We start from the raw sequence: 26,613 nt of genomic DNA on the forward strand, positions 1-26,613 counted from the left end.
CATTTCGACGGCGCAAAGTGCTCTCCATCAACCCACGCATGGAGAGCTGCACCATGAATCGTCCTTTGTTATTCAAGCTGGGCACCATCGCCCTGTTAGTTGTGCTGTTGTTTATTCCGTTATTGATGATCGGCAATCTGGTCAACGAGCGGCAGAGTCAACGTGATCAAGTGGTTCAGGACATTGCTCGCAGTTCAAGCTTTGCCCAGCAACTGACCGGGCCGATTCTGGTCGTGCCCTATGCCCAAGCCAAGCGTGGCTGGAAAACCAACGAAAAGACCGGTGAGCGCTACTGGGATGAATGGCAAGTACGCGGACGCATGTACTTTTTGCCTGAGCAGTTCAACCTCAATGGCTCGATGCGCACTGAACTGCGCAATCGTGGCATCTACCAAGCGCGCCTGTACCACAGCGATAACCGTATCAGCGGTTCGTTCAACCTGCCTGCTCACTATGGTGTCAGCGGAAAACTTGAAGACTACAGCTTCGACCCGGCATTCCTGGCCGTAGGTATCAGTGATATCCGCGGTATCAATAACGACCTCAAGCTAGAGCTGAATAATCAGCGACTGAGTTTTCAGCCGGGCAGTGGCGAGCCGATATTGGGGAGCGGGGTGCATGTGCCTTTGCCGGCCATGGATCTGGCAAAGGAGCAGAACCTGAGCTTTGCCTTTGACCTCAAGCTGCAAGGCACCGCAAGCCTGCATGTGACCCCCATTGGCCGTGACAGCGTAGTGGAACTCTCGTCGGATTGGCCGCACCCAAGTTTTAGCGGACTGTATTTGCCGACTGAACGCTCGGTGAGTGCAAAAGGCTTCAAGGCCAAGTGGCATACCAGTTTCTTCGCCACCAATATGGAGGAGACCTTGGCTGGCTGCCGCTCGGGAGGCCAGTGCCAAGCCTTGTCGTCACGCAATATGGGGGTGAGCTTTGTCGATCCGGTCGATCAATACCTCAAGGCTGATCGTTCGATTAAATACGCCCTGCTGTTTATCACCCTGACGTTCGCGGTGTTCTTCCTCTTTGAAGTGCTCAAGCGCATGGCCGTGCATCCGATGCAGTACGCCCTGGTTGGCTTGTCGCTGGCGCTGTTCTACCTATTGCTGATTTCACTTTCCGAACACATTGGATTCGCCTTGGCCTACTCAATCTCGGCCTCTGCCTGTGTGGCGTTGATCAGTTTCTATGTCAGCTATGTATTACGCAGCGCTACGCGGGGCATTGGCTTTGGCCTGCTGCTTGGCATGCTCTACGCCATGCTTTATGGCTTGCTCAGTGCGGAAGACTACGCATTGCTGATGGGTTCGATACTGGTCTTCGCAGTGCTCGGCGGCTTTATGGTGCTGACCCGTAATCTCGACTGGTACGGCGTCGGCAAGGGCTCGGCTGCGACCCCTCTCAACTAATCAGCCTGCGGCGCGGGCAAACCGCGCCGCTCACGGAGTATCGAGCATGCGAGTCTTAATGCGCTTTTCGCTGTGTTGTTTTCTGGGGGCGGTTCTCAGCCTGTTTCTGTTGATCAGCCTGATGTTCCTGCGGCGCTTTGACCTGATTGGCGGGCTGACATTAACCGGCGCCCCCCTGAGTTGGCTGGTCTTGAGCGTTTTGCCAGCGGACTTCCTGAGTAGCCTGACCGGGGTCGCCAATGCGCCAGGCAACCCTTCGGTGCAGTCTTTCGCCCAGCTTTGCGCCGCACTTGGGCAGTTGGCGTTGGTACTGGGTGGCGGTTTTTATTATCTCTGGTATCGCCGATGAGCAGGCATATCGGCTTGCGCGAGGATGCACGATACGGGGCCCGGTTGGCTCGGCAGATTGCCCAGTTGTTTGCGCCTTCTGCCAAGCGCTTTGAGCGGATCAAAACGCCCCGTTGCACGCGCGATAGCGCTGAGTTCAGAGGCTAGTCAACCACGGTGAAGCCCGTACTCAGGTCGGGGGCTGGGTGCTGAGCATCGACTCGCGCTTGCTGATGTCTTCGTACCAGCTTGCCAGGCGGGCAAAACGCTCGCGCCACCCTAGTTGCGGCTGGCGAAAGTCTAAATAGCCCAGCGCGCAGGCAATACTGATTGAGGCGATATCAAAGCGTTGCAATTGCCCGGTATCGGCTTGAGTCTCCAGCTCGCTTAATGCGCGCTCGATCTTTTCCTGCTGGGCGTCCAGCCAGGTCGGCCAGTGCAGCTCTTGTGGACGTAGAAAGGTTTCATAGCGGATCAAAATAGCCGCGTCGAGGATCGCGTCAGCCAGCGAGGCGAGGGTCAGGCGCTGCCAGCGTCTTGCACCGTTCCGGGGAATCAGTGGTTCACCGCTGTGCTGGTGGTCGAGGTAGTCAAGGATTACCCGGCTGTCGTGCAGGGTATCGCCATTGGCCAGCTCAAGTGCCGGGATCTTGCCCGATGGGTTGCGTGCGATGACGTCTCCGCTTGGGCTTACCGGACTGAGCTGAACATCGAAAAGCTCGACATTTGCCAGTTGCCCGGTCTCATGCAACAGCACTATGACCTTGCGTGCGAAGGGCGAAGCTGGTGAGTAAAACAGGGTCATGTCTTTACAGGGCATTGGCCTACTTCCAGTGTTTTTGAGTGGTGCGTCACATTAGCTGTTTGTTTCTAGTGAGGAGGCAGTATACGACCTTGGTCGTGGGTGCGCAGGGCAACTGGGGCACGGCTGCGCTACATAGCCTATAAACATTGAAGACTTGCACATGGCTTGATTGCACTCGACCAAAGTCTCACTGGCGCTTACGCCCTGTGCTGCTAAGTTGCAGGTGTCAAAACAACAAAAACAATTGAGGAGAACCTCACATGTCTGCGTCTAAGCAAGAGGCTGCGAAAGCCTATTGGAAAGACAACCTGCGGCTGATGTTGACGCTTTTGGTTGTCTGGTTTGTGGTGTCATTCGGCTGCGGTATTTTGTTCGTTGATGAGCTTAATGCCATTCAGTTCTTCGGTTTCCCACTGGGATTCTGGTTTGCCCAGCAAGGGTCTATCTACGTATTTGTGCTGATGATTTTCTTCTACGTGTGGAAGATGAATCAATACGATCGCAAACACGACGTCCACGAAGAATAAGGCGCCGACAATGGATACCCAAACTCTGATTTATCTGTTTGTCGGTGCAACCTTTGCACTGTACATCGGCATCGCCATCTGGACCCGTGCCGGGTCTACCAGTGAATACTACGTTGCCAGTAAAGGCGTTCACCCGGTGCTCAACGGTATGGCTACGGGCGCCGACTGGATGTCCGCGGCTTCGTTTATCTCAATGGCGGGGATTATTTCCTTCACCGGCTTCGACGGCAGCGTTTACCTGATGGGCTGGACCGGCGGCTACGTGCTCCTGGCCATGTGCCTGGCACCGTACCTGCGCAAGTTCGGCAAATTCACCGTGCCTGAGTTTATCGGCGAGCGTTACTACTCGCAGACAGCTCGTGTGGTTGCGGTAATCTGCGTGATCTTCATTTCCTTCACCTACGTGGCCGGGCAAATGCGCGGCGTTGGTATCGTCTTCTCGCGTTATCTGGAAGTAGACATCAACACCGGTGTAATCATCGGCATGTGCATCGTGTTCTTCTACTCCGTTCTTGGCGGCATGAAGGGCATCACCTACACCCAGGTGGCGCAATACTGCGTGATGATCTTCGCCTACATGGTGCCAGCGATCTACATTTCGATGCTGATCACCGGTAACCCAATCCCACAACTGGGCTTTGGTAGCGAAGTGACGGGCACTGGCCAGTCGGTTCTGGAGCGTCTCAACGGTCTGGGTACTGAGCTGGGCTTTGGCGTTTACACCGATGGCAGCAAGTCGACTATCGACGTGTTCTTCATCACCATGGCGCTTATGGTTGGTACCGCGGGCCTGCCGCACGTAATTGTGCGCTTCTTCACCACGCCAACCGTACGCGCTGCTCGCCAGTCTGCCGGTTATGCACTGCTGTTCATTGCCATTCTGTACACCACGGCCCCAGCTGTTGCTGCGTTTGCGCGCACCAACCTGCTGACGACGATTCCTGGTGTTGAATACAGTAATGCACCACAGTGGGTTAAAAACTGGGAGAAATCCGGTCTGATCGCCTGGCTCGACAAGAATGGCGACGGTAAGATTCAGTACGGCCCAGGTAATCCATTTGCGGGTGCGCCAACCTTCTCTGCTGAGCCTGGTGCTCATGGCGAACGTCAGGTCACCAATGCACCAACTGATGCTGCGACTGAACTCTACGTTGACCGCGACATCATGGTTCTGGCCAACCCGGAAATTGCTAACCTGCCAGGTTGGGTAATCGCCCTGATTGCAGCGGGTGGTTTGGCGGCGGCCTTGTCGACTGCTGCTGGCTTGCTCTTGGTGATCTCGACCTCAATCTCCCATGACTTGCTCAAGAGCAACATCATGCCGAACATCTCCGAGAAGCAGGAACTGCTCGCTGCTCGTATCGCCGCAGGCGTGGCGGTAGTGGTTGCAGGCTTGTTCGGGATTTATCCACCGGCCTTTGTGGCGCAGGTGGTGGCATTTGCCTTCGGGCTGGCTGCGGCATCCTTCTTCCCGGCCATCGTCATGGGGATTTTCTCCAAGAAGATGAACAAGGAAGGCGCGATCGCCGGTATGGTTGTGGGCTTGACCTTCACCTTCAGCTACATCGTTTACTACAAGTTCATTGACCCGACTGCTGGTGCTGCTGACTGGTGGTTTGGTATCTCGCCGGAAGGCATTGGTACCCTGGGCATGATCTTCAACTTCGTAGTGGCGGTGGCTGTAGCCTCTGTTACCAGCGCGCCACCAGAGCGCATCCAGCATCTGATCGAAGACATCCGCGTCCCACGTGGTGCGGGCGCTGCAATCGATCACTAAGTTGTAAGCGCCCGTATAGCGCGGGCGTGCTGAAACAAAAAATCCGACCTCTGCAAGGAGGTCGGATTTTTTATGGCTGAGAATATCTCAGCGGGTTATTTACGATGGTTCAAATCAAACGGGCTTTAGCCACCCGATGCCTAACGGGTGGCTGGCTTACCCTTGCGAACCAGCAGTGGCCAACAACCAAGCAGCGCCGGGATGCCCAAGCCGAGCCAGGCAAACCAATCCCACATACCATCTCCGAGCAGGGCGCAGAACAAGCCGAGCAGGCTGAGCAAGCCAATGATCAGCGGCAGGGCAAAGGTTGATTGCTTCCAGCTCATGCAGTGACTTCCTTGCTATTTGACCGAGCTGCAGCGCCATAGCGCCGCACCCACCACAAATACAAGCCGCTGATCAGTACGATAATGGTCAGCACATCAAGCACCGCCCATAGAATCTGCATGGGTCGTCCGCCGTAATCACCAAAGTGCAGCGGTTGCGACATCGACAATGCGTCCATGTACCACGGCCGTTCAGCGACTGCGGTCACTTCAAGGGTGCGCGCATCGATCAGTACGGGTGTCCACAGGTGCGCAGTGAGGTGCGTTGCCCCCTTCATAAACACGCTGTAATGGTGCTCACTGGAGAAGCGAGTACCGGGAAACGCGATGAAATCAGGTTTCATGCCCGGTGTGGCTTGTTGGGCGATACTTATCAAATTATTGGCGGATGCGCGTTCGGTCAGCGGCGGCGCGTCTCGATAAGGCTCGACCAATGCGCTCAACGCATCATTGCGCCAGGCACTGATCAATATATCGGCGCAAGCGCTGATCACGCCGGTAGTGCCGACCACAATGGCCCAGGTCAGGGTCACTATCCCAATCAGGTTGTGCAAATCGAGCCAGCGGGTTCGGGCGGACTTTTGATGACGCACCGTGGCGAAATCGAGTCGGCGCATAAACGGTACGTACAGCACCGCGCCGGAGACGCAGGCGACGACAAACAACAGGCCCATGAACGCCAGTAACAGCTTGCCGGGCAAACCGGCAAACATATCCACATGCAGACGCAGGATAAACATCAACACGCCGCCATTGGCCGCAGGCATCGCCACGGCTTCGCCGGTGCGGGCGTCGAGCATAAAGGTGTGCGAGGAGTTGGGCTCGGTACCTGCTGTAGCCGCTGTGATAGCGATCACGCCATTGCTGTCATCTTCGTCGTAACCAATGTACTGAATGACTTCGCCGGGGCGGCTGCTTTCTGCTTTATCGACAAGCTGTTGCAAGCTGAGCCGAGGCGTATCTTCGGGCATCTGCCTTAACTCGGGCGCCTCGCCGAGCAGATGCTCAAGCTCATGGTGAAAAATCAGTGGCAGGCCGGTAAGGGCCAGCATAAGCAAGAAAACAGTGCAGATCAGGCTGGTCCAGGTGTGTATTTGTGACCAGCGTTTAATGGTGCTGCTGCGCATAACGGGGTCCATCAAAATGAGCGGCCAGAGGACTGGCCGCTACTCGATTTAGAATTCGAGTTGAGCCGAGAAGGTCAATGTGCGGGGCGCGCCGAGGTAATAGCTGCTCAGCCAGTATTCTTTGTCTGCCAAGTTGCTGACATTGGCGCGCAGCGTCAGATTGCTATCGTTGGACACTGCCGTGCGATAACGCATGCCTGCATCGAAGGTCGTCACCGAAGGCAGGCTGTGGTTGTTGGCTTCGTCGGTGTAGATCTTGCCTGTGTAGTAGGCGCCACCAGTCAATGCCACGCCCGGCAGGGCATTGAGTTCGTATTCGTTATAGAGCTTGGCAAACTGGCTAGCGACGTTGGTCGGCTTCTGACCTTCGCTGGCGGCATTGCTTGAGTCTTTGACTTTAGGATCAAGCAGGGTCAAGCCACCCACAACAGTCCACTGTGGAATAACCTTGCCGGTTATACCGAGTTCAACCCCGCGGTTTTCCTGCTGGCCATCGTCGCTGTAAATACCCTGGCTATTGGTGTAGCTGTTGGGTTTCTCGATATTGAACAAGGCCATGGTCAGCAGGGTTTCGCCTACGGTCGCTTTTACGCCCAGCTCGTATTGTTCGCTTACTTGTGGGGCCAATGCCTGGCCCGCGTTGAGTGCTGTATTGGGCGCAATTCCACCTGCCTCCAGGCCTTCAATGTAGCTGGCGTAGGTGGTCAGCCAAGGCAACGGCTTGTAGATCAGCGAGATATTTGGTGTGGTTTCGCTTTCTTTGTAGGTGGTGGCGGTTTCGTCATAGCCAAAGGGGCCGGCAAAAACGAAGTCGTTGCTGTAGGTCTCGATGGTGCTGTGGGTCAGGCCAAGAATGGTCGACCACTGCTCGTTGAAGGTGATGATGTCGCCGATCAGCCAATTATCACTCTGGGTGCGGCTGGACAGGCGTTGATCGCCATTGCCTATGCTGTAGCTGGGCTTATTAACCTGCGGTTGCTGATTGAATGGCAGGTCTGGAGTCACAGAGATGTACTGTGGGCCCGGGTATGGAATGTAGTCTTCATAGTTGCGCTCACGGGACACATTGCCTTGATAGCCCATGGTCACTTTGTGGCCAATGCTGCCGGTGTTAAATACTGAGTCGAGGTACAGGTAGCCTGAGGTTTCTTCGGTTTCAACCGGGGCAAAGGCATACAGCGGCTGGCTGTAGACATTGGCGCTGTAAACCGTTGGACCTGTGTAGGTGTATTCGTTTTCGTACTGGGTGTAACCCAGGGCGCCGCGCATGGTGAAGGTGTCGTTGAGACGCCAGTTGAAGCGGCTGCCAATGCGGTCGTGTTCGCTGTCAGAAAACGCCCAGCGCTGGCTGTAGAGTTTGTCATTGTCCAGTTTGTCGGCATCAGGACGCAGGGCTTGGTCACCAAAGTACCAATAGCTGGTCAGACCGCGGGTTTCGCTCTTCTTGTGCGAGGCATCGAACTGGATCAACAGATCGTCGCTGACGTTCCAGTCAAGCGCCAGCGAAACCATCTCACGACGGTCTTTTTGCATATCTATCGCTGTCTCGCCATCTTGGGCCAGGACATTGAGGCGGTATGCGAACACACCTGCTTCATCAATGGTGCCACCGAAGTCTCCGTGCAGGTAATAGTTCTCGCCGCCAGCGTTGCCGAGGGTGACGCTGTTATAGCGCTGGTAAGTCGGGCGCTTGAGCACGTAGTTAACCAAGCCGCCAGGGCTGGCAGGGCCGTAGAGGAAACCGCTGAGACCGGTGAGGATTTCCAGCTGTTCCATTTCCTCCACATAGTTGCCGCTGTCATAGCCGTTGCTGAAACGCAGGCCATCGTTGGCCAGGCTCAAGTTACCCGAGCTACTGAAGCCACGCATGCTTACGGAGCTGGCGTAGCCTGCGGAGCTTGGCGAGGTGAACTGTGTCGACGGGTTGAGCTTGTAGACGTCATCCATCGAGGTGGCCTGGATATTTTTCAACAAGTCACTGCTGATCACGTTGACCGAGTAAGGCGTGTCACGCAAAGGCATGCCACCGAGCGCGCCAACGTTTTGCACCGACTCATTGCGGTAGCCGTCGGCTTCGCTGCCTGTGGTCAACTGGGTGCCGATAACTGTTGCATCAGGCAGTGCCGCAGCGGATAAATCGCTGGCTGTTGCTTTGAGGCTGTAACTGCCTGCGCTGTTGCGCTCCAGCTGCAGGCCGCTACCTTGCAAGGCAGCTTCAAGGGCTTGGGTCGCCTCGTATTCACCCTGAACCGGTTGCGACATCTTGTTTGCGGTCAACTTGGGGTCAATGCTCAGTGCTATTCCCGACTGCGCGGCAATGCTGTTGAGTGTACTGGCCAGCGGCGCTGCAGGCAGTTGATAGGTTTCAGCCTTGGCAATGGTTGCGGCGCTGCTCAAAGTGATCGCTGCCAGCAACAGGCTTGGGCGGAAACGTGCAGGGAATAGTGGCATTGTGAATTGCTCCCAAAAGGAAATATGTCTCATTACCTTAATTACCGAAGCAGATTCGAAAAGTGTCAGGGCGGGAGTGAAATATTTTTACCAGCGCCTTATTCAGCCGCTGCTGGTGTCTGTTGGGCAGGCACGACGCGCACCCACCATTTGCTGTGTTGTTCGATGCGCACCGGCAAGCTAGGCGGTATGGTCGCAAGCGCAAGATCGCTGTTGTTCAGCGGGAAGCTGCCACTGATACGCAGATTGGCGACTGCTGGATCTACGCTCAAATAGCCGCTGCGATATTGCGCAAGAGTCGCCACCAGATCGGCCAAGCGTTGGTTCTCGACCACCAGCATGCCGTGAATCCACGCATCCGCAGCCATGGGCGCAGGGCCAGGCTGACTTAAGCCCTGTTCAGTAATCAGCACTTGCTGACCGGCATTGATGATGCGCCGAACCGATCCTTGTGCCGGCTCAGCTGCGACCGCAGACTTCAGCACGATCAGGCGTGTGGTTTGGTTCGTTTCGCGCACCAGAAAACGTGTGCCGAGCGCTTGCAGGCGACCTTGTTCGGTCTCGACAATAAATGGGCGTTTATCGTCGTGGGCGGTTTCCACCAGGATCTCACCATTGTGCAGGACCAGGCGACGCTCATTGGCATTGAACTCGATATCGACCGAGGTGCGACTGTTGAGGCGCAGCATGCTGTTGTCGTCCAGCTGGACTTGCAGCTGCTCGCCGCTTGCCGTTACCTGGTCCGCAAGCCAGTCGCTGAGTGGGCGCTGATGATTGGCCCAGCCGGCGCTCAATACCGCGAGCAGCGCAATACTGAGCAACGACTTCTTGAGCGTGCCGGTTTTGGCCGATGGCTTGTCTTTAATCAGTGCTGCCCGCACCAGTGGTGAGGCATCACGGCTGATGTCCTGTTCTATCAGCTCCAGGCGCTCCCAGGCCTGCGCATGTTCGGGCGCTGCATTCAGCCATGCTTGAAACGCCCGGTGTTGAGCAGGGTCTTGATCTTGCGAGCTGAGTTCAAGACGCCAGTGGATGGCTCTATCCAATATGGCGCGGCTTATTTCATTCATTGCGGCGCGCCGTAGCGGGCGATGTAGCATTGGCGCAGGGCCTGGGCCAGGTATTGGCGTACCCGCGAAACCGAGACGCCCAGCTTCTCGGCGATTTCCATATGCTTGAGGCCATCGATCTGGCTATACAGAAACGCCGCGCGGGCGTTGGCCGACAACTCGCCAAGCAACTGGTCGATTCGAAGCAGGGCCTGGAGCGCTATTTGCTGTTGTTCGGGGTCTGGCTGCAAGGGCTCTGGCAGTTGGGCCAATTCCGCCAGGTAAGCCTGTTCGAGGCGGTTGCGCCGGTGCTGGTCGATTAGCAAGCCTTTGGCGATGGTGGTCAGCAGGGCACGCGGTTCATTAGGTGCAAGCAGGTCTGAGCGCCCAAGCAGGCGCACAAAGGTGTCTTGGCTGATGTCTTCAGCGCGTTGGGTGCAGTTGAGGCTTTTGCGTAACCAGCCGAATAACCAATCCCGGTGGTCACGATAAAGCATGCCCACCTGCTGATGGTTAATGGAGTTTGCCGAGGTCACGCGAATTGCTCTGTTATCTAAATAGAAAATACATCGAGAACTATTCGCATATATTCGCAGGAATGCAGTGTCGGCTGCAATCTACTGCGGGCAAATGATAGATCAGTGGTCATGCGTTGCCGCCTGCGAACGCGGGCTGACCAGTGGAATAAGCATCAGGTCGTCCATAGATGCAGATCAATAAGTTGGGCTTGAGTATGTCTTAACCTCAGGCTTTCGCCTTTTGTTGTGAACCATGCCATGACCTCTCCCCGCAAAACCGAACTGCTTTCACCTGCTGGCAGCTTGAAAAACATGCGTTATGCCTTCGCGTATGGCGCCGATGCCGTGTATGCCGGGCAGCCGCGTTATAGCTTGCGGGTGCGCAATAACGAGTTCGATCATGAGCACCTGGCGCTGGGGATCAACGAGGCCCATGCACTCGGCAAGCAGTTTTATGTGGTGGTCAACATCGCAGCCCACAACGCCAAGCTGAAAACCTTTATCAAGGACTTGAAGCCTGTGGTCGAAATGGGCCCTGATGCGCTGATCATGTCTGATCCGGGGCTGATTATGCTGGTGCGAGAGGCCTTCCCACAGATGCCCGTGCACTTGTCGGTGCAGGCCAATGCGGTTAACTGGGCAAGTGTTAAGTTCTGGCAGCAAATGGGATTGAGCCGGGTGATCTTGTCCCGCGAGTTGTCGCTGGAGGAAATCGCCGAAATTCGGCAACAGGTCCCGGAGATGGAGCTTGAAGTCTTTGTTCATGGCGCCTTGTGCATGGCGTATTCGGGGCGTTGCCTGCTCTCTGGCTACATGAATAAGCGCGACCCTAACCAAGGTGCTTGCACCAACGCTTGTCGCTGGCAATACAAGGCGCTTGAAGGCCGTGAGAATGAACTGGGTAATATTGTCGCGTCCGACAAACAGGACTGCAGTTGCGTTAACCCGGTAGAACCAACCCTTGGGCAGGGCGCGCCAACCGACAAGGTTTTCGTGCTGGAGGAAAGCACTCGACCGGGCGAAAGCATGTCGGCGTTTGAGGACGAGCACGGCACCTACATCATGAACTCAAAGGACCTGCGCGCGATCCAGCACGTTACTCAATTGGTAACCATGGGCGTGCATTCGCTGAAAATTGAAGGGCGTACCAAGTCTCACTTCTATTGCGCTCGCACTGCACAAGCCTATCGCCAGGCGATTGATGACGCCGTGGCGGGCAAGCCGTTTTCCATGGAGCTGATGGATACACTTGAGTCATTGGCCCACCGTGGCTACACCGAAGGCTTTTTGCGTCGGCATGTGCATGACCAGTACCAGAACTACGAGCGCGGCTCGTCTGTTTCGGAGCGGCAGCAGTTTGTTGGTGAGTTCACCGGCGCGCGCATTTCAGGCAGGGCGGAGGTGCAGGTAAAGAATCGCTTTGCGATTGGCGACGGGCTTGAGTTGATGACGCCCAAAGGCAATCTGCGGTTTACCCTGACCGGACTCTATGGCAAGTGTGGCCAGAACCTGCTCGTCGCCCCCGGAGACGGTCATGTCGTTTACCTGGCCGTGCCAGATGACATTGACCTCGACTACGCCTTGTTATTGCGTGATCTGGATACTGTAGAAGCGCCAAGCCAAGTCAAAGCGAGTGCCTGCCCGGTCGGCGAAGCCACAGGTTAAGCCGTTGTTGCAGCGCGAGCAGGCTGTCGAGCTTTTGCTGGCGCGCCTTACTGAGCAGGATCAAGCTCAGTTCGGCGGTGGCCAATGCATCAGCACTGGCGTTATGGCGCTGCTGCACCTGCAAGCCAAAATGCTGGGTCCAGCTATCCAGCCCAGCATGCTTCAGCGAGGCATCCGGGCATAACATCGGAGCAAGCTGGGCGACGTCGAAAAAATCGTGCTGCAGACGATAATCAAGGCTTTGCTTGAGTGCCCGGCTGAGCATGCGCTGGTCGAATGCGGCATGAAACGCGAGCAGCGGGCTGCTGCCGACAAATGTCATAAAGTCCAAGAGCGCTTCGGTCGGCTCGGTTCCGGCAGCGATCATGCTCGGCGCCAGGCCGTGGATCAGTACGCTGGCGCTGACCTTATGATTCTCGCGGAACAAGGTGCATTCGAATTGCTGGGCGAGGTCGATGGCGCCGTTTTCAATGACCACCGCACCAATCGCCAGCAATTGGTCGCGCTTGACATTCAAACCGCTGGTTTCCACATCCACAACCACCATGCGCTGTTGGGTGAGTGCGCATGTGTCGAGTGCTGCGGGCGCCGCTAACTGCTCAAGTCGCTGCTGTTGTTCGCTGCTTAATTGTGTTGGGCGGCCGGTCAGCCAATTCAATGCATTCATAGTTGATAACGTAGCGCCAGGCTGGCTTGCAGGCGTTTAGCCTGACGAAATGATTCACGCAGGATGCGCCGGTCGAGATGGTTGAGCCTGTCTGGATCAATCCGGTTGGAATAAGCCAAACCTTGTTTGGCTTGTTGTTGATGATGCTGCATACGGGTTTGCTGAATGAAGTGGTAGGCCTCCTCATAAGCGGCGCCGTCCAGGGCATCAATCACACCTTTGTCGATCAGGCTCTGCAATCGCTCAAGGGTGTTGCTGCTTTCGATGCCGTTGGCCAGCGCCAGCAGGCGAGCCCCGTCAACAAATGGAGTGAGACCCTGAACCTTGAGGTCGAGGGTATCTTTTTCCGCACCTTTGCGCGCCACCACGAAATCTCTAAATCGTCCGACTGGAGGGCGTTGACGCAGGGCGTTTTCGGCAAGCATGCGCTGGCTTAGGGTGTTCTTGGCAAATTTTTCCAATAGCTCGGTGCGTAACTGCGCGCAGCCCTGCGGCTCGCCCCAGACCACACGTAGATCAAAGTAGATACAGGAGCCGAGCAGGTTCTCGGGGGTGGCATTGGTAATAAAGTCGTCGAAGCGTTGTGACCATTCCTGTTGCGACAGGCACAACTCGGGGTTGCCTGCCATGATGTTGCCTTTGCACAAGGTGAAACCGCACCCGGCAAGGTGTAGGTTGATTGCATGGGCCAGGGGCAGCAGCCGATCGCGTTTGGCGGCTGCGTCCGCCGCGTTTTCAGCTGCAAACATGATGCCGTTGTCCTGGTCGGTCAACAGCGTCTGTTCGCGCCGCCCCTCGCTGCCGAAACATAGCCAGGTAAATGCAATGCCTGGATCACCGAGTTCCTCGATGGTCAGTTCGATCACCCGACATACCGTGTGGTCGTTGAGTTGGGTGATCAATTGGGTGATCTGTGTCGAGCTAGCACCGTGTGCCAGCATTCGATCAACCAACTGCTGGATGTTGCTGCGTAGGTTGATCAGCGTTTCCAGCTTGCTTGCATTGCGGATGCTGCGCGCCAGGTACACCAGGTCAACCCGCTGCAACGAGAATAGGTCACGCTCTGAAACCACACCGCTGAGCTGGCCATGTTCGACAACGCAGACGTGAGCGATATTGTGCTCTGTCATGGCAATGGCGGCATCAAAGGTGCTGGCGCTGGCAGGGAGGCGAAAGGGATTTGGCGTCATTAATTGTTCGATGGGTAACTCGAGGGAACTGCCATCTGCAATGACCCGGCGCAAGTCACGCAGGGTAAATATGCCCAGCGGTTGCAGGCGTTGGCTGACAATCACGATGCTGCCGACATGTTGCTCATGCATTATTTTGACGGCTTCGCGCACAGTGGTCTCCAGCGCGCAGTTGACTGGTTTACGCATCAACCGTTCGCTCAGTTTGCTATCCAGCGAGTATTGCGAGCCCAGGCTTTCGGTTGCGCGCAGCTGTACCTGTTGGTTGACTTGATCGAGCAGGCTGCTGACACCACGCAAGGCAAAATCGCGCAGCGGTGCGGAAAGCTCAAACAACTTGATAAATATCGCCTTGCGCAACAGCAGGCAAAAACTGTCTTCGGCGGCGATATGTTCGGTTCGCGTTGCGCGTTCGCCGATCAGCGCCGAAAGGGGGAAGCACTCGCCTGTAGTGATTTCGAAGGTGGCTTCGTTGTTCGCATTTGCTGCATGGGGGCGGGCGCCACGAATAAGCCCCTGTTTGACGATGTAAAAATAATCGACCGGGCCGTCACTGGGCTTGAGTATGCTCTCGCCTTGGCTGTAGAAACGCAGTTGGCAGTGTTCAACCAAATAGACGAGGTGAGTCAAATCCATTTGGTTGAAAGGTGGGAATTTTTGCAGGAACTCAACCGTGCCGTGGATGTTCTGTGACACCGCGGTTTTACCTGCACGTTCGAATTCATTCTCAGCCATGCCAGCGTTCCTGTTTTGAGCATGGTGCGTTGCTTGTTGCAACGCGCCCATTCGACGTAAGTCTAGTCGCTGCAGGTATTGCGGCTCGCTAGAGCGCTGCCAACGCCGGCTAGCCAGGCTTTCTGTGGCTGGCAGGCTGTGGCCTATAATGCTGTGGGCGACATGTGCCTGTTGATACTGCGCACTTTTGGCTGCAGTGATCTTGGGTTTTCGATCCAGGCCAGGTTGCCATGTTCGGTGTTGTGCAAGATAAGCACCTGGATGCTGTGCAAGGTGCTGAGATCCTCGCTGGATACCGAGAAACTCTTCGACAGCCCCCAGTCGCAGAGGCTCGGGCTGTACCCGCGACGAGAGCGACGCGGGGCGCGCAGTTGATTGTATTTGGCCCATGTGACCAGTATTGCGCCAAGTAATGCGCCTTCAAGCAAGTAGAACGAGATTTGCTTGATCAGCGGCATGAACGAGCGGACAAACAAATTCTGGTATTGCTCGGGGTTGGCAACCACTTGCTTAATAAAGGGTGCTGCACTGTTGGTCGTGAGGTAGATAAAGCCCGCCCAGGCCGCCAATGTGAGCAGGGTGTCGACGCTTTTCGGCAGCCAGTTTTGTTCTGTTCTGATGATGCTCATGGTTCACTCCGTTTGATGCCACGATCAGGGCTGGTCCAACGCGCTCGTTTACCTCGAGCGCTAATCATTACTTTCGGGAAGCTCACCAACGTAGTGAAAAACGTCAGTAGCCAGAAGGCCAGGGGATACCAGATTGTCCAGAACAGGGCTTTGCCCAGGCCTTTTTCATAGTTGCGCTCGATTAACAGGCTGAGCCCGAATTGCGCCAGGCAGACTGTCGCGAGCAGCACACCAGTGAATCCAGGCGGCAACATGTCGTGGACTTGGTAGTTTGGCGGCACATCGAAAAACTGGCTGATAACCCACAACACCAGTGATAGCGCCAAGGCAAAAGCCCAGGTCGCCGACATGGCGAACTCCAGCAGCAATGGCCACATGTAGCGATAACGCCAAGACCAGATGGTGCGTATGTTTTTCAGCAGGACTTCGGCGCCGCCTTGTGCCCAGCGCTTGCGTTGTTTCCAGAGCCCAGACAGGGTTTCTGGCATCAGAATCCAGCACAATGCGCGCGGCTCGTAGAAGATCGTCCAGCTGTCGAGTTGTAGCTTCCAGCTGACATCAATGTCTTCGGTAATCATGTCCGGGCTCCAGTAGTCAATGCGGTCCAACGCATTGCGGCGAAAGCTCGCAACAACCCCTGAAATAGTAAATACACGCCCGTAGACCCGTTGCGCACGCTTGATCAAGCCGATAATTGAAGAGAACTCCCCAACCTGAATACGACCCACCAGGGTCGAGCGTGTACGAATTCTCGGGTTGCCGGTGACGGCGCCAACGCGAGGGTTCTCGATCAATGGCTTGACCAGAAATGCAGCGGTGTCGCGACTCAGCAGCGCGTCACCATCAATGCACACCAGGTATTCGCTGTTGGCGGCGAGCGCGCCCATGCGCAGGGCCACGGCCTTACCCTGATTCTGCGCAAGGTGGAGCACACGCAGGCGTGGCTCGCGCGCAGCAATTTGGTTGAGGACTTCGGCGGTGTTGTCCTTTGAACCGTCGTTTACTGCGATGACTTCGATATTCGGATAGCGCTGGCCCAGGGCAGCACGAATGGTTTCGTGGGCATTATCGCCCTCGTCATAGCAAGGAATGATGATTGAAATTAACGGCTCGCCATCCAGGGCTGGTGCTGGGTTGTCGCCATCATGCGACCACTTCCAATGGCGCTCCCAGTGAAGCCAGAAGTACAGCCCGCCGGCAATCCAAAGCATCGACATCAGCAATGGGTAGATAAAGATAAAGTTCAGCATCACTGCACTGCTGATGCCTTCAGCCAAGCCAAATGGGAGACCAATAACGATGGCTAGGACTATTAGTGCGATGAGTCGATCTATCATGGTTGCGGTGTCCAGGCGTTGGAGAATGCCGGGCGAATCTCTTCCAGCGCAGGTTCGTTGCGGACGAAATTGTCTGGGTAATAGCCGTAGTTGGCGACGCCTTTCCACTGCAGGCGCTGCATCCACTGGGCAAGTTGTTTGGCATCGATTGCCGGTGCGTTGGGCTTGCTCCAGTCACGCGCCTGAAGCTCGAACACTGTGCGTTTCAGGGCGCCTGGACGTTTGTCGATAATAGCCACCATTTTTTCCAGCCAGGCGTTGGAATCCTCCAGCTTGACCCCCTCCATCAACGGCATCGCCATTGGCGCCGTCCAGTCATAACTGGCCAGGAAGTTGTCGAGGTTTTGCGCGAACCAGGTTTCACTCTCCGGGTTCATGATGGGCTCGGCGTAAATGTTACGTGCAGTGCGTACGTGCGGGCCGCGAATGGCTTTTACTTTATCTGCCAGTTCAAGGGTGAAGTCGGTCAGGTACGCGGTCTTGAACTCAGTCCATTTCTGCAGGGTTTCGCTGTCGCCGCGAAGTTGGGCTATGTCGCCAGGCAAACCAGCTTTACGGTAGGCGGCCAGAGCATCCGGGCTGGCGTCCTCAAAGTCGGAGAGCAGCGCGTCATCATGGAAAAGCACGCCGTTGAAGTTGCTATAGCGGGCGAGGTCCTGGTAGAGCGCAGTGATCTGCTTGCGCGCTTCGGCATTGAAGGGCGACAGCCGCTGATATTGCTTGGGGTCAACCGATAGAGCGCCGGTTTCAGGATCCCAGCGTTGTACACGAGGCAGCTTTTTGTCGAGGTCGAAGCTCAACACCGGCATCCAGGCGTAGACCTGCACATGAGCGCGAGTCTGCAACTGCCAGGAAGCGCGGTTGAACAGGTCTGCGCGCATCGGCAGTACGCTATTGGGAAAGTAGGTTTCGCTCACGGTGCCGTCGCCTTTCGGGTCGGCAAATGCTTGCAGGAAGACCGTGTTGATGCCCAGGTCATAGATGCGTTGAATCAAGCTGCCAATGTTTTTATCCATCTGCTGCGGATCAGGGTCGTACACGTAGTCGAGGTCTACATGGGCAACGCGCATTGAACCGGTTTCAGCAATGTTCAAGATGGCAGAGGCAAACTGGTCAATTTCTGGGTCGCCACTGACCAGGTAGCGGGGCCCTTCCTTCAGGTCTGAAATACTGCTCATGCCATCATTCAGGGTGAGCGCAATGCTGTAGCCGTTCTCGGCAACAATGTTCAGTACCTCGCCATTTTGCTGACCATAAGGCCACACCCAAACCCGTGGCTTGCGGCCGGTGGCGCGCTGGATTTTTGTGCTGATCTGGGCAATATCCTCGCTCCAGCGTGCCTTGGCTTCTGCATCCGTCTCATAGCGCTTTTGCACCGGGTCGTAATGACGGTTTGCTGCTGATGGCTCCAGGTTGCCTTGCGGGTTTGCCAGGGCGCCGGTGTGCATGTTGTTGGTGTGCGCCGCAATCTCGACCAGAGGATTGTTGGCCATGCGCTTGATTTGATCCCAGGTCGCGAATTTCTTGCGCTCAGTGGGCATGCCAGCAAAGTCGACCGGGCTGTTCAGAGGTGTGCTGACCCAGGCGCCGACAGGGGCAAACACGGCAGGCCAATTGTAGGCTTCGAGCAGGGGTAATACACGGTCATAGAAGCTGCTGTAGCCGTCATCGAAGGTCAGCAAGATCGCTTTTTCAGGCAGCGGTTTTTTGCCTGTTCGCGCCGCGAGGACTTGATCAATAGAAACCGCTTGATAGCCGCTGTCGTGCAGCCAGTTAAGTTGGGCGATCAGGTTCGCGGTGCGCACCGAGACATAGTTCTGGTCAGCTTCTTGGTCTTCAATGTCGTGATAGCAAATTGCTAAGACCTTGCCTTCTGGCCAAGGCGCTTCGCTGGTGGGCAAGGCGCGGGCGAGTGGCGGTACAAAGGGCGGGCCTTCGGATGCACAGGCCGTGAGGAATATCAGGCTCAAGGCCAAAAAGATGAATTTATAAAGAAGGCGCATGGAAGTACTCATCAAAAACGGTACGAAAGGTCGAACACAAGCCGATATTCGGTTTCGCGTTCACCATCGTAGGGGCGACTAAGTGCAGAGGCGGTTGCACCGAAGTTGAGCTGGTCATCCAGGCTCACGCGTTGGCCGTAGCTGATAAAGCCAATGGGGTCGGTGCCGTAATTGCGCTGGTTATAACTGCCCAAACCGAACTGAGCCTGTTGGCTCCAGGTCCGCTCATAACGCTCATACAGCGAGTGCGAAAGGCGTAAGCCAGGCATGATGCTAAAGTCATTTTCTGGGCTGAAATACGGGCCTTCGCCTGGTTGGCTGTTGTGACTTGTGCCGATATCAAGCAAGGCGTCGGCAATCAGCTTGGGCGATGTATAAACCCGCTCCTGGCCTGAAATAGAGCCGCTTATGCGGTTGTTGCCATCATCAAAGCGCTGAGGTGAGAGCGATACTCGCCACATACGGCTCTCGTTTTGGCGCCACATCAGGTAACCCGAGAAACTATCGGAGGTGACGTCGCTGTTTAGCGCACGCAGGGGTGTTTCGCGGGACAACCAGTCCATCGACCAGCCGTATTGCCAGTAGTCGTTGATCTCATGGCTTGCGCTGAGCCGGAACCCTTGTTTATTGCCGTGGCCGTAATTCTGGTTGTTAATCTCAGCTTCAACGCTGTGATTGCGGCTACGCCACTCGACACCTGTACGCTGGTAGCGGTTGCGGCCTTTACCTTCCTGAAACTCACCCTGGCTGTAACCAAGGCCACCAAATACGCGCCAGTTGTAGTCAATCGGTGAGCTGTACAGGACAGTATCGATTCCAAAGTCGCCAGTGCCTGTGGCTGTATTGTCGGGACTGATACCGCCGTTACTGGAAACCCTCAACTCTGCCATGTTGTGTAGTTGGCGGGCACGATCAAGGCGTTGCGCTGCAAGCCCTTGCGGGTTGCGGGCAATCACATCGTCGGCATAGAGCTCGAACTGTCGCCATTCTTGAAGCGCTTGGGCGGTATAGCCTTGACTGAGCTCGACATCGAGCGAGCGCGGCGAGATGTTTTCTGCTTCCTTCAGTTCGGCTTCGGCGCGACGTGGCCAGCCCCGTGCTGAGTAGATATTGGCGCGCAGGGTGCGCAACTCAGTATTGCCTGGCGCACTGTTGGCCAGGTTTTGGGCTTTTGTTTCAGCCGCAGCCAAGTCGTTATTCGATTGACTGGCATTGACTTCCATGACCTTGCCGGATAACCAGTTGGGATTGGCTTTACCTTGGGGTAAGCCCTTTTGATAGAGCCGTTTGGGTTGGTCGGCAATTATCGGTACAAGCCGTGCGGCATCGGCATCTTGCTGGCTTTCTTTGAGGGCGTAGTACAGCGCTTGCAGGTCGGAGAGGTGTGCGGGTGATTTTTTATCGCCAGCGTCCAATATCTGCCGGTATAAGTTCGCCGCGTTTTCGGGTTGGCGCAGATAGAGTCGAGCACCTGCAACCCAGCGCAATGCGTAGTCTGGAAGCTGCACGCCCTGGGCATTGAAGTACTCATACTCATCCAGCACCTTTTGCATATGGCTGCGGCTGTAAAGTGCGCCAATACGGTCGATCCGCAGTGCTTTTGCATCCTCTTTCGCCTGGGCAATGGGCGCCCAGGCGGTCAGCAACCTGTCGGCTTCGAATAGGGCCTTGTCAGCCAGCTTGAAGCGTTCACTTTCTTTGGCTGTCGGCAGGTCTGACATGCGTACGTAGTCCGCCACCCTTGCTCTTTGCAACGTGCGTAACTCATGGTCATTGAGCAGGCCTGGAGTTTGCTCGGCAAGCTTGAGTGCTTTGAAGTTCAAGCCCGCGCGTTGCAAAGCCAGGAGGTATTCGCGTTTTGCACTGTTGTTTTCGGGCGCCAACCTGCGCACCTCGGCCATTTCCTGCAGCGCGCTGTATTGCTGTTGGTTGCGCATGTAGGCATAAGCGAGGGCTAAACGACGCTCGACATTCTTTGGGTGTTTGGCCACAAGTGACTGTGCCCCACGCACTGCTTCAGCTTGTTTGCCTGAGTCGGCTAAGGTCATGATCCGGCCGACAAGGGCGACGTTGTCGGCCGGTCTTAGTTGCAGCACTTGAGCGTAAGCCGCCAGCGCCTGTGGCCACTGCTGCAAGTTGCGATATGCCCATGCAACAGTGGCCAAGACATCGGCGTTGGCTGTTAAAAAGGCGCGGCTGTTTTCATACTGGCCGACAACTTCCTTATCCAGTCCGGCCCAGCCTGCAATGAGTATGTGGTCACTGGCATAAAGCTGTGAGTGCTGAGCTTTATTAGCATCACGCAAGAAATTAAGGGCAGGCGCAAAATTGCCATCGCGCGCACCAATCACAAGTTGGTCATAGCTTGACGTTTGTGCCGCCACCACGGTGCTTGAACACACCAACGCCACGAAACAGAGAGGGCGGGCAGTGAGCACGAGGGCGTGAGCCCTTCTGCGCAAATGCAGTAAGGGTGAATTAGGATTTAGTATCACGTTAGCCATCTTTTAAATGGGTGAGCGGCCTATGAGTTAAAACTCATTGGAAGGCGCTGCTCTGGGAGCCCGTACGATGGCATTGGCGGCCATTACCCACTTTATGGAGGCGGCCGAATACTGATGCCAGGCTGAACCAATCTCAGTTGGTTAGTACGGTTCTTGTCAGTGCTTACTGGGCTGAGCATTGAATAGTCGGGTAACACCGATATTGAGTCGTCAGCGCATAAAGAGAAGCACTTGTGGTTTACAAGTGTTTCTCTGTAGGCGGATTATTTCAGCGCTGTTTGGAGAGAAGGGGAATCGGAAAGAATTTTTCAGATTTGTCGCTGCTGGCCTTTTGGCAAGAGGCCGGTGTTTGACCGAAAGTTGCCCGCGCCAAGCGCAGACGACACCCCCGCTAGACAAACGCCTCGCAGGGTGTCGGAGTGCTGGGCTTATTGTTTGTCCGGAGCCAGCAAGGTGTTGACCGACGTATCGAAATAAGCCACTTGCAGGGGATAGTCCCGGCCCAGTAACTTGCCTTGGCCGTACCAGACGATGCCATTTTGCCGAAGTATCAAGCCGTCAGCGCCGAACTCAAACACAGTGCCTGTCGAGGCGCTAAAAACAAATTGCTCGGCGTCCGCTCGCAACAGGTTATAGCGTGTTCCCGCAGCGGGCAGTTGCTGCTTGATTCGCTTTAAATATACCGGTGCAAGTTTGGCGAACAGCTGGGTGGTCAATTGGTAGTATTGATCAATCGACAGCCCAGGCCGGCGCTGCAATTCGCTGGCAATCAAGGCAAATACATCGGCATTTGCCCGCGCAACTGCAAGTTTGATTGGCAATGTTACGGCCAGGCTTTTCTGATCAATGCGCAGCTCTGCCTTGGTCTCGGGTTTGGCTGCAATTTGTGTCTGGTCGCTTTTGTCTTTTGAGTCCTGCTCGGCAGGTGGAGTGGAGGCTTGAGGCTTTACCTGGCTCCAGACCATAAATTCCTTGGCATCCACCGACGAAAGAACGCCCGTTGCGAGGTAAGCCGCGCAGGCGGTGCTTTGCCCAGCTTGGTCGCCATTGACCAGCAGTGACAACGGATTTCCTTGTTTGGGCACTGTGTCTGGTTCAACTTTGTTCTGTTGAAGAAATGCATTCACTTGGTCCTGGCCAAGGTCTCCCCGAGCCAAGCCACAGATCTGCATCATCAGCTCGGATTCGTTCTGCTTGTCCAGGTTAAGCTTTAGCGAAAACACCCCTTCTTGAATGATTGGTAGCGCCGGAATGCTTAGCCAATTGCGCTGAGAGGAAACTGCGGGCGTGTTGGGCTGATTAAAACCTAACGCCTCTTGAATGGCTGGCAGCACAGGAGTGCCTAGCAAACTGCGCTCAGCGGAAGTTGCCTGTTCAGTCGGGGTGTTGGACTGATCACAACCTGTTAGCGCCAGTAACCCAACCAAAGAAACTGCAGTAAGACAACGAAACGCCATGGCGCGACCTCACAATATTTAATGATGACCCTGGATTGAAGCTGACAGCGGCAACTTGGCAGATTAACTCAAATTTTTCTGAAACCAATATCGGTGTATTGGGCGGCACCGCGCCGCCCGAGGTCGGTTTTACTTTGAATGAATAGTGATATAGTGGTGCGTCGGTTAGGTGCCAGGCACTCAATAATTCGAGCAGACTTAGCGCCAGCGCACACCACCAAAGGCTCATCAGCGCCACGGCCTTCTGCGCTGATCAGCGATTGAGGAATGCCTTTTTCAAGCAAGTACTCCCGGACTGCAACAGCGCGCTCGATCGACAGTGAATCATTGTAGGCGAGACTACCAAAGTGATCGGTATGACCTGTCACTTCAATCCGATCCACCTGCGCCATGTCAATCTCATTGGCCAGTTTGTCCAGGCTTGCGCGGCCTTGTGAACTCAAGATTGCGCTATCAAACCCAAAGCTCGCATCGGCAGACAAATCCACGCTTTTCACGGCTGGCACTTCTGGTGTGGGCGTCATGCAGTCGGTAGGAGAAAAGAAGAACGACTGCGCCAGCACGTCCTTGTCAAACAGCACTTTGTACTGACAGACCTTGTCTGCTCCCTCTGGCTGGCGGAACTTGAAGATATAGTCCCACTCACGTACACCAAACATGCCTTCATTGAATTGTGGATGACCGATCAAGGCCATGATCTGCTTCTTGGTCATGCCGGCACGGATACTGGCCAAGTTATCCTGGTTGACGTAGTAGCCCTCGGGCATGCTTGCATCGCTCATCTCGGGGAAAACCGGTTGGTCGGTCTTGCCGGCATCATCGACATTACTGACGGTGCTGCAAGCCGCCAGTGTGGCGAGCGTAGTAGCAGCCAGTGCCAGTCGTAAACCGCTGTGGATAAATTGCTTATACATCTTAAACACCTCTAAACCTGTGCAAAGGTGAGCCCGGTCGAAACCGGGCTCGCTGACCTAGTTGCTTACCACTGGTAACCAACACCCACTGACACACCGAACTCGCCTTGTGAATCAGCGGTGCCCGCCAACTTACTTACCCACTTGCCGTTATCCGAGATGGTCGAAACACCAATCGCCAGGGAACTTTGACCGCGGTAATTACCAGCACCGGCCGAGACCATGCTCGCGCCCGGAGAGTATGGCTGTGGCAATGCGGCTGCAGCCATGGCGCCGGCGATACCCGCACTCAGCGTATCGTCCTGATCCTTCAGGTCATGCCGGAGTGAGTTGTAGGTGTTATCGATCCGGTTGTTGATATCGCCAGTAGATTTTTCGAGCTGCGACACGTTGACCGCGTCGGTATCAGCCGTGCCGGCTGCTACGTTGGTGATCTGCCGCTCATTACCCGCGGTACCCACCGAGACACTGTTATCGCGACTGGCGACCGAGTTGCTACCCAGTGCGACCGAGTTGCTGGTGGTTGCCTTGGCGTTATTACCGATTGCTACGCTGCTGGCAGCGGCCGCTTGCGCACCGTCACCCATTGCGACAGCAGATTTACCTGCAGCTGAAGCGTTGGTGCCAGCAGCAATGGCGTTGTTACCTGTTGCGCCATCGTTGTTGTAGTTAGCCGACTGCTTGCCGCCATCATTGACGCTGTAGTAATGGGTCTTGCTCGCTTCAATCTCATCACTGGTGGCATCACCGGCAGCCTTGAGCTGAGCCACGTTGACCGCATCGCTGTCTTCGCTACCTGCAGCCACGCCAGTGATCTGGCGGAACTGACCGCTAGCGGCATCACCCACACTGACAGCACCTTGAGTGCTGGTGGTCGCGGCAATTGCAGCTTGCTGAGTATCGCTGGCACCGTCTGGAACATAACCTGCTGTACCTGCCGCGCGATCAGCCATCGAACCACCGCCCAGTGCCACGCCGCCTTCAGCACTGGCATTAGCACCATTGCCCACGGCTACGCTGTTGCCAGCGCTGGCTTGAGCTTCATGACCTGCTGCCACTGCCGATTCGCCAGCGGCGGAAGCTGCGATACCTGCAGCCATGGCGTTAGTGCCAGTAGCGCCGGTGTTGTCGTAGTTAGCCCTTTGGATGCCGTTGTCGTTAAGGCTGTAGTAGTGAGCACCGGAAGTCCCAATCGCTTAGGAGACCACGCCTTTCAACTGAGCCACGTTCACTGCATCGCTGTCTGCGGTACCGGCAGCCACACCAGTGATCTGGCGGAACTGACCGTTGGCAACATCACCTACGCTGACTGCACCCAAGGTGCTGGTGGTCGCGTTGATCGCCGAGCGTTGCAGGGCGTTGGCGCTAGTTGGAATATATCCGGCAAGGCCTGCCCCGGTGAGGGCAACCGAACCACTACCCAGTGCGACTCCGCCAGCTATGTTAACACTGGCGTTATTGCCGATAACCATGGCATCAGCGACGTTGACGGTATTGTTGTTGCCGATAATCCGGCTGCCGTCAGCGTCCACGCTCAGTGCGTTGTTGTTGCCGAATACACCGGATTCGTTGGCATCAATAGTGTTGTCGTTGCCCAGTGAATACGAACTCGAACCGCTGATGGTGGTCGGGTCGCCAATAGCGCCGCTGCCGGTACCGTTGACGATATTGCCGGTACCAATGCTGATGCTGTTGGTTCCATTGGCCTGGGCGCCACTGCCAATGGCCACTGCATTATTGCGAGCCGTAGTTCCTCGACCAAGCGCTACCGAGCTCCCACCCGCCGAATTACTCATGTATCCAATAGCAATGCTGTCGTTCTGGCTGGCGGTAGCGTTGCGGCCCAGCGCAACCGCGCGGGCCGCACTGCTGTTACTGAAGGCGCCAATGGCAACGGCAGAAGTTGCACTGGTTTGGGCACCAGCCCCTATTGTCGTGGTGCTGGTACCGCCTATGTTTCTCGCCGAAGAGCCCAGTACTGTTGCGCCAGATCCGGTAGCTAAAGTCCTCTGGCCAATGATCGTCGACTGGCCTCCGGACAAATCAGTTGCGCCATCGCCAATGGCGATATTGGAAGACCCGGTTAAACTGGCAGCGCGGCCGATAGCGATTGAACCCGCCATGCTGGCGCTTGCATTATTGCCGATCGCTACTGAAGCAACACCCACTGCCGAGGCCCCCACGCCAGCAGCCATCGCATTGATGCCGGTAGCTCCATCATTAGCGAAGTTAACGCCTTGCACGCCATTATCATTGACGCTGTAGTAGTGGGTTTGGCTGGCTTCCAGTTGTGCCACGTTGACTGCATCGCTGTCTTCGCTACCGGCAGCGACACCAGTGATCTGGCGGAATTGGCCGTTGTCAGCATCCCCGACGCTGATCGCACCCAAAGTGCTGGTGGTGGCAGTGATTGCGGTTTGTTGTGAGGTCGAGGCATTGATGGGCACGAAACCCGCTACGCCACCTGCGGTACTGGCCACCGAACTGCTGCCCAGGGCCACGCCACCGGCTACGGTTACATCTGCGTTGTTGCCGATGACCATCGCGTTGGCGACATCCACATTGTTGCCGTTGCCGATGATGCGGCTGCCGTCGGCATCGATGCCCAGCACGCTGTTGTTGCCGAACACACCTGCTTCGTCAGCATCGATAGTGTTGTCATTGCCCAGCGAATAAGAACCTGCGCCGTTGATGGTGGTCGGATCGCCGATGGCGCCACTGCCGGCACCGTTGACGATATTGCTGGTACCGATGCTCAGGCTGTTGACACCGTTAGCCTGGCTATCGGTGCCTATTGCAACGGAATTGGTGCCGGAGGCGATGCTATTGTGGCCCATGGCAGTGCCCTGGGAGGTATCATTCGCCATAGTATTTTTAGAGGCGCTTTGAACCGCTCCATCACCTGCTACATAAGCGGCGGCAGACATTGAGAATAAAGTCAAGGTTGGCGCAGTTAGCAGGCAGCTCAAAGCCATAGTGGCTGCGCGTACCGTTTTGGACTTACTGCGACGTGTAGCAAGTTCAGAGGTAACAACATAGCGGCCAAGTTTATGGCTCCAAATGATGTTGTATATCTTGTTCATGATGCCTCAATCAGCGCACTTGGCGCATGCATGTGTTGTGAGTTGAAAATATTTTTCTTAAGCGTAGACGCAAAAAATGCATTCTTTGTTTTCAAGATAGTTAATTAATACGAAAG

At 55.8% G+C, this 26,613-nt stretch carries 20 protein-coding genes and 2 pseudogenes; 5 read left to right on the top strand and 17 right to left on the bottom strand.

Features of this window, described 5'->3' with window-relative positions; genetic code table 11:
• The first annotated feature begins 53 nt into the window (after positions 1-53).
• Together creD and AACY26_RS15810 are read left to right on the top strand one after the other, a co-directional pair.
• Complete coding sequence (gene creD, locus AACY26_RS15805; RefSeq protein WP_339515555.1) at positions 54-1,406, top strand: cell envelope integrity protein CreD; 1,353 nt, start codon at positions 54-56, stop codon at positions 1,404-1,406.
• Between the two features lie 46 nt (positions 1,407-1,452).
• Positions 1,453-1,755: a hypothetical protein gene (locus AACY26_RS15810; RefSeq protein ID WP_339515556.1), complete on the top strand. Its 303-nt coding sequence runs from the start codon at positions 1,453-1,455 to the stop codon at positions 1,753-1,755.
• A gap of 168 nt (positions 1,756-1,923) precedes the next feature.
• Here AACY26_RS15810 and AACY26_RS15815 read toward each other — a convergent pair whose 3' ends face one another.
• Entirely contained in the window at positions 1,924-2,553 is a 630-nt protein-coding gene (locus tag AACY26_RS15815; RefSeq protein ID WP_445261312.1) for a glutathione S-transferase family protein, read from the bottom strand.
• 245 nt (positions 2,554-2,798) lie between these two features.
• Here AACY26_RS15815 and AACY26_RS15820 point away from each other — a divergent pair, with 245 nt between their 5' ends.
• Together AACY26_RS15820 and AACY26_RS15825 are read left to right on the top strand one after the other, a co-directional pair.
• Positions 2,799-3,065: a DUF4212 domain-containing protein gene (locus AACY26_RS15820; RefSeq protein WP_339515557.1), complete on the top strand. Its 267-nt coding sequence runs from the start codon at positions 2,799-2,801 to the stop codon at positions 3,063-3,065.
• Between the two features lie 10 nt (positions 3,066-3,075).
• Complete coding sequence (locus AACY26_RS15825) at positions 3,076-4,842, top strand: sodium:solute symporter family protein (RefSeq protein WP_339515558.1); 1,767 nt, start codon at positions 3,076-3,078, stop codon at positions 4,840-4,842.
• 140 nt (positions 4,843-4,982) lie between these two features.
• Here AACY26_RS15825 and AACY26_RS15830 read toward each other — a convergent pair whose 3' ends face one another.
• The 5 genes from AACY26_RS15830 to AACY26_RS15850 form a co-directional block, all read right to left on the bottom strand.
• Positions 4,983-5,168 carry a hypothetical protein gene (locus AACY26_RS15830; RefSeq protein WP_339515559.1) on the bottom strand — a complete coding sequence of 62 codons (186 nt, stop codon included), beginning with the start codon at positions 5,166-5,168 and terminating at the stop codon, positions 4,983-4,985.
• Positions 5,165-6,295, bottom strand: coding sequence for a PepSY-associated TM helix domain-containing protein (locus AACY26_RS15835; protein WP_339515560.1), 1,131 nt, complete (start codon positions 6,293-6,295; stop codon positions 5,165-5,167). The genes AACY26_RS15830 and AACY26_RS15835 overlap by 4 nt, the downstream gene beginning before the upstream one ends.
• A gap of 48 nt (positions 6,296-6,343) precedes the next feature.
• A complete protein-coding gene (locus tag AACY26_RS15840; RefSeq protein ID WP_339515561.1) occupies positions 6,344-8,746 on the bottom strand; it encodes a TonB-dependent receptor in 2,403 nt (800 codons plus the stop codon).
• 98 nt (positions 8,747-8,844) lie between these two features.
• A complete protein-coding gene (locus AACY26_RS15845) occupies positions 8,845-9,816 on the bottom strand; it encodes a FecR family protein (protein ID WP_339515562.1) in 972 nt (323 codons plus the stop codon).
• Complete coding sequence (locus AACY26_RS15850) at positions 9,813-10,292, bottom strand: sigma-70 family RNA polymerase sigma factor (protein ID WP_445261313.1); 480 nt, start codon at positions 10,290-10,292, stop codon at positions 9,813-9,815. The genes AACY26_RS15845 and AACY26_RS15850 overlap by 4 nt, the downstream gene beginning before the upstream one ends.
• A 279-nt stretch (positions 10,293-10,571) precedes the next feature.
• Between AACY26_RS15850 and trhP the strand changes: the two genes are divergently transcribed.
• A complete protein-coding gene (gene trhP, locus AACY26_RS15855) occupies positions 10,572-11,978 on the top strand; it encodes a prephenate-dependent tRNA uridine(34) hydroxylase TrhP (protein WP_339515564.1) in 1,407 nt (468 codons plus the stop codon).
• On the opposite strand, the gene AACY26_RS15860 is transcribed toward trhP, so the two are convergent.
• From AACY26_RS15860 to AACY26_RS15905, 11 genes and pseudogenes are all read right to left on the bottom strand, one after another.
• Positions 11,938-12,645 carry a 3'-5' exonuclease gene (locus AACY26_RS15860; protein WP_339515565.1) on the bottom strand — a complete coding sequence of 236 codons (708 nt, stop codon included), beginning with the start codon at positions 12,643-12,645 and terminating at the stop codon, positions 11,938-11,940. The two genes, trhP and AACY26_RS15860, sit on opposite strands and share 41 nt — an antisense overlap.
• Complete coding sequence (locus tag AACY26_RS15865) at positions 12,642-14,570, bottom strand: putative nucleotidyltransferase substrate binding domain-containing protein (RefSeq protein ID WP_339515566.1); 1,929 nt, start codon at positions 14,568-14,570, stop codon at positions 12,642-12,644. The genes AACY26_RS15860 and AACY26_RS15865 overlap by 4 nt, the downstream gene beginning before the upstream one ends.
• A 143-nt stretch (positions 14,571-14,713) precedes the next feature.
• Positions 14,714-15,199, bottom strand: coding sequence for a poly-beta-1,6-N-acetyl-D-glucosamine biosynthesis protein PgaD (gene pgaD, locus AACY26_RS15870; RefSeq protein WP_339515567.1), 486 nt, complete (start codon positions 15,197-15,199; stop codon positions 14,714-14,716).
• Positions 15,196-16,536: a poly-beta-1,6-N-acetyl-D-glucosamine synthase gene (gene pgaC / locus AACY26_RS15875; RefSeq protein WP_339515568.1), complete on the bottom strand. Its 1,341-nt coding sequence runs from the start codon at positions 16,534-16,536 to the stop codon at positions 15,196-15,198. The genes pgaD and pgaC overlap by 4 nt, the downstream gene beginning before the upstream one ends.
• Positions 16,533-18,539 (bottom strand): poly-beta-1,6-N-acetyl-D-glucosamine N-deacetylase PgaB, encoded by a 2,007-nt coding sequence (pgaB, locus tag AACY26_RS15880; RefSeq protein WP_339515569.1) that lies wholly within the window; start codon positions 18,537-18,539, stop codon positions 16,533-16,535. The genes pgaC and pgaB overlap by 4 nt, the downstream gene beginning before the upstream one ends.
• 11 nt (positions 18,540-18,550) lie before the next feature.
• The gene (pgaA, locus tag AACY26_RS15885; RefSeq protein ID WP_339515570.1) at positions 18,551-20,977 is read right to left on the bottom strand and encodes a poly-beta-1,6 N-acetyl-D-glucosamine export porin PgaA; all 2,427 of its coding nucleotides are present in this window, start codon (positions 20,975-20,977) and stop codon (positions 18,551-18,553) included.
• Positions 20,978-21,471: 494 nt separating this feature from the next.
• The gene (locus AACY26_RS15890; protein WP_339515571.1) at positions 21,472-22,500 is read right to left on the bottom strand and encodes a hypothetical protein; all 1,029 of its coding nucleotides are present in this window, start codon (positions 22,498-22,500) and stop codon (positions 21,472-21,474) included.
• Between the two features lie 68 nt (positions 22,501-22,568).
• A complete protein-coding gene (locus AACY26_RS15895) occupies positions 22,569-23,414 on the bottom strand; it encodes an OmpA family protein (RefSeq protein WP_339515572.1) in 846 nt (281 codons plus the stop codon).
• Positions 23,415-23,479: 65 nt separating this feature from the next.
• Positions 23,480-24,514, bottom strand: a complete 1,035-nt coding sequence (locus AACY26_RS15900) for a YadA family autotransporter adhesin (RefSeq protein ID WP_339515573.1) — start codon at positions 24,512-24,514, stop codon at positions 23,480-23,482.
• 104 nt (positions 24,515-24,618) lie between these two features.
• A pseudogene (locus tag AACY26_RS21390) lies at positions 24,619-24,730 on the bottom strand (hypothetical protein); the annotation flags it as partial.
• Positions 24,731-25,090: 360 nt separating this feature from the next.
• Positions 25,091-26,497 (bottom strand): annotated as a pseudogene (locus AACY26_RS15905) (ESPR-type extended signal peptide-containing protein); the annotation flags it as partial.
• Between the last annotated feature and the right edge of the window lie 116 nt (positions 26,498-26,613).

Origin of the sequence: Pseudomonas sp. RL_15y_Pfl2_60 (assembly GCF_963970595.1) — a bacterium.
Classification (GTDB): Bacteria; Pseudomonadota; Gammaproteobacteria; order Pseudomonadales; family Pseudomonadaceae; genus Aquipseudomonas.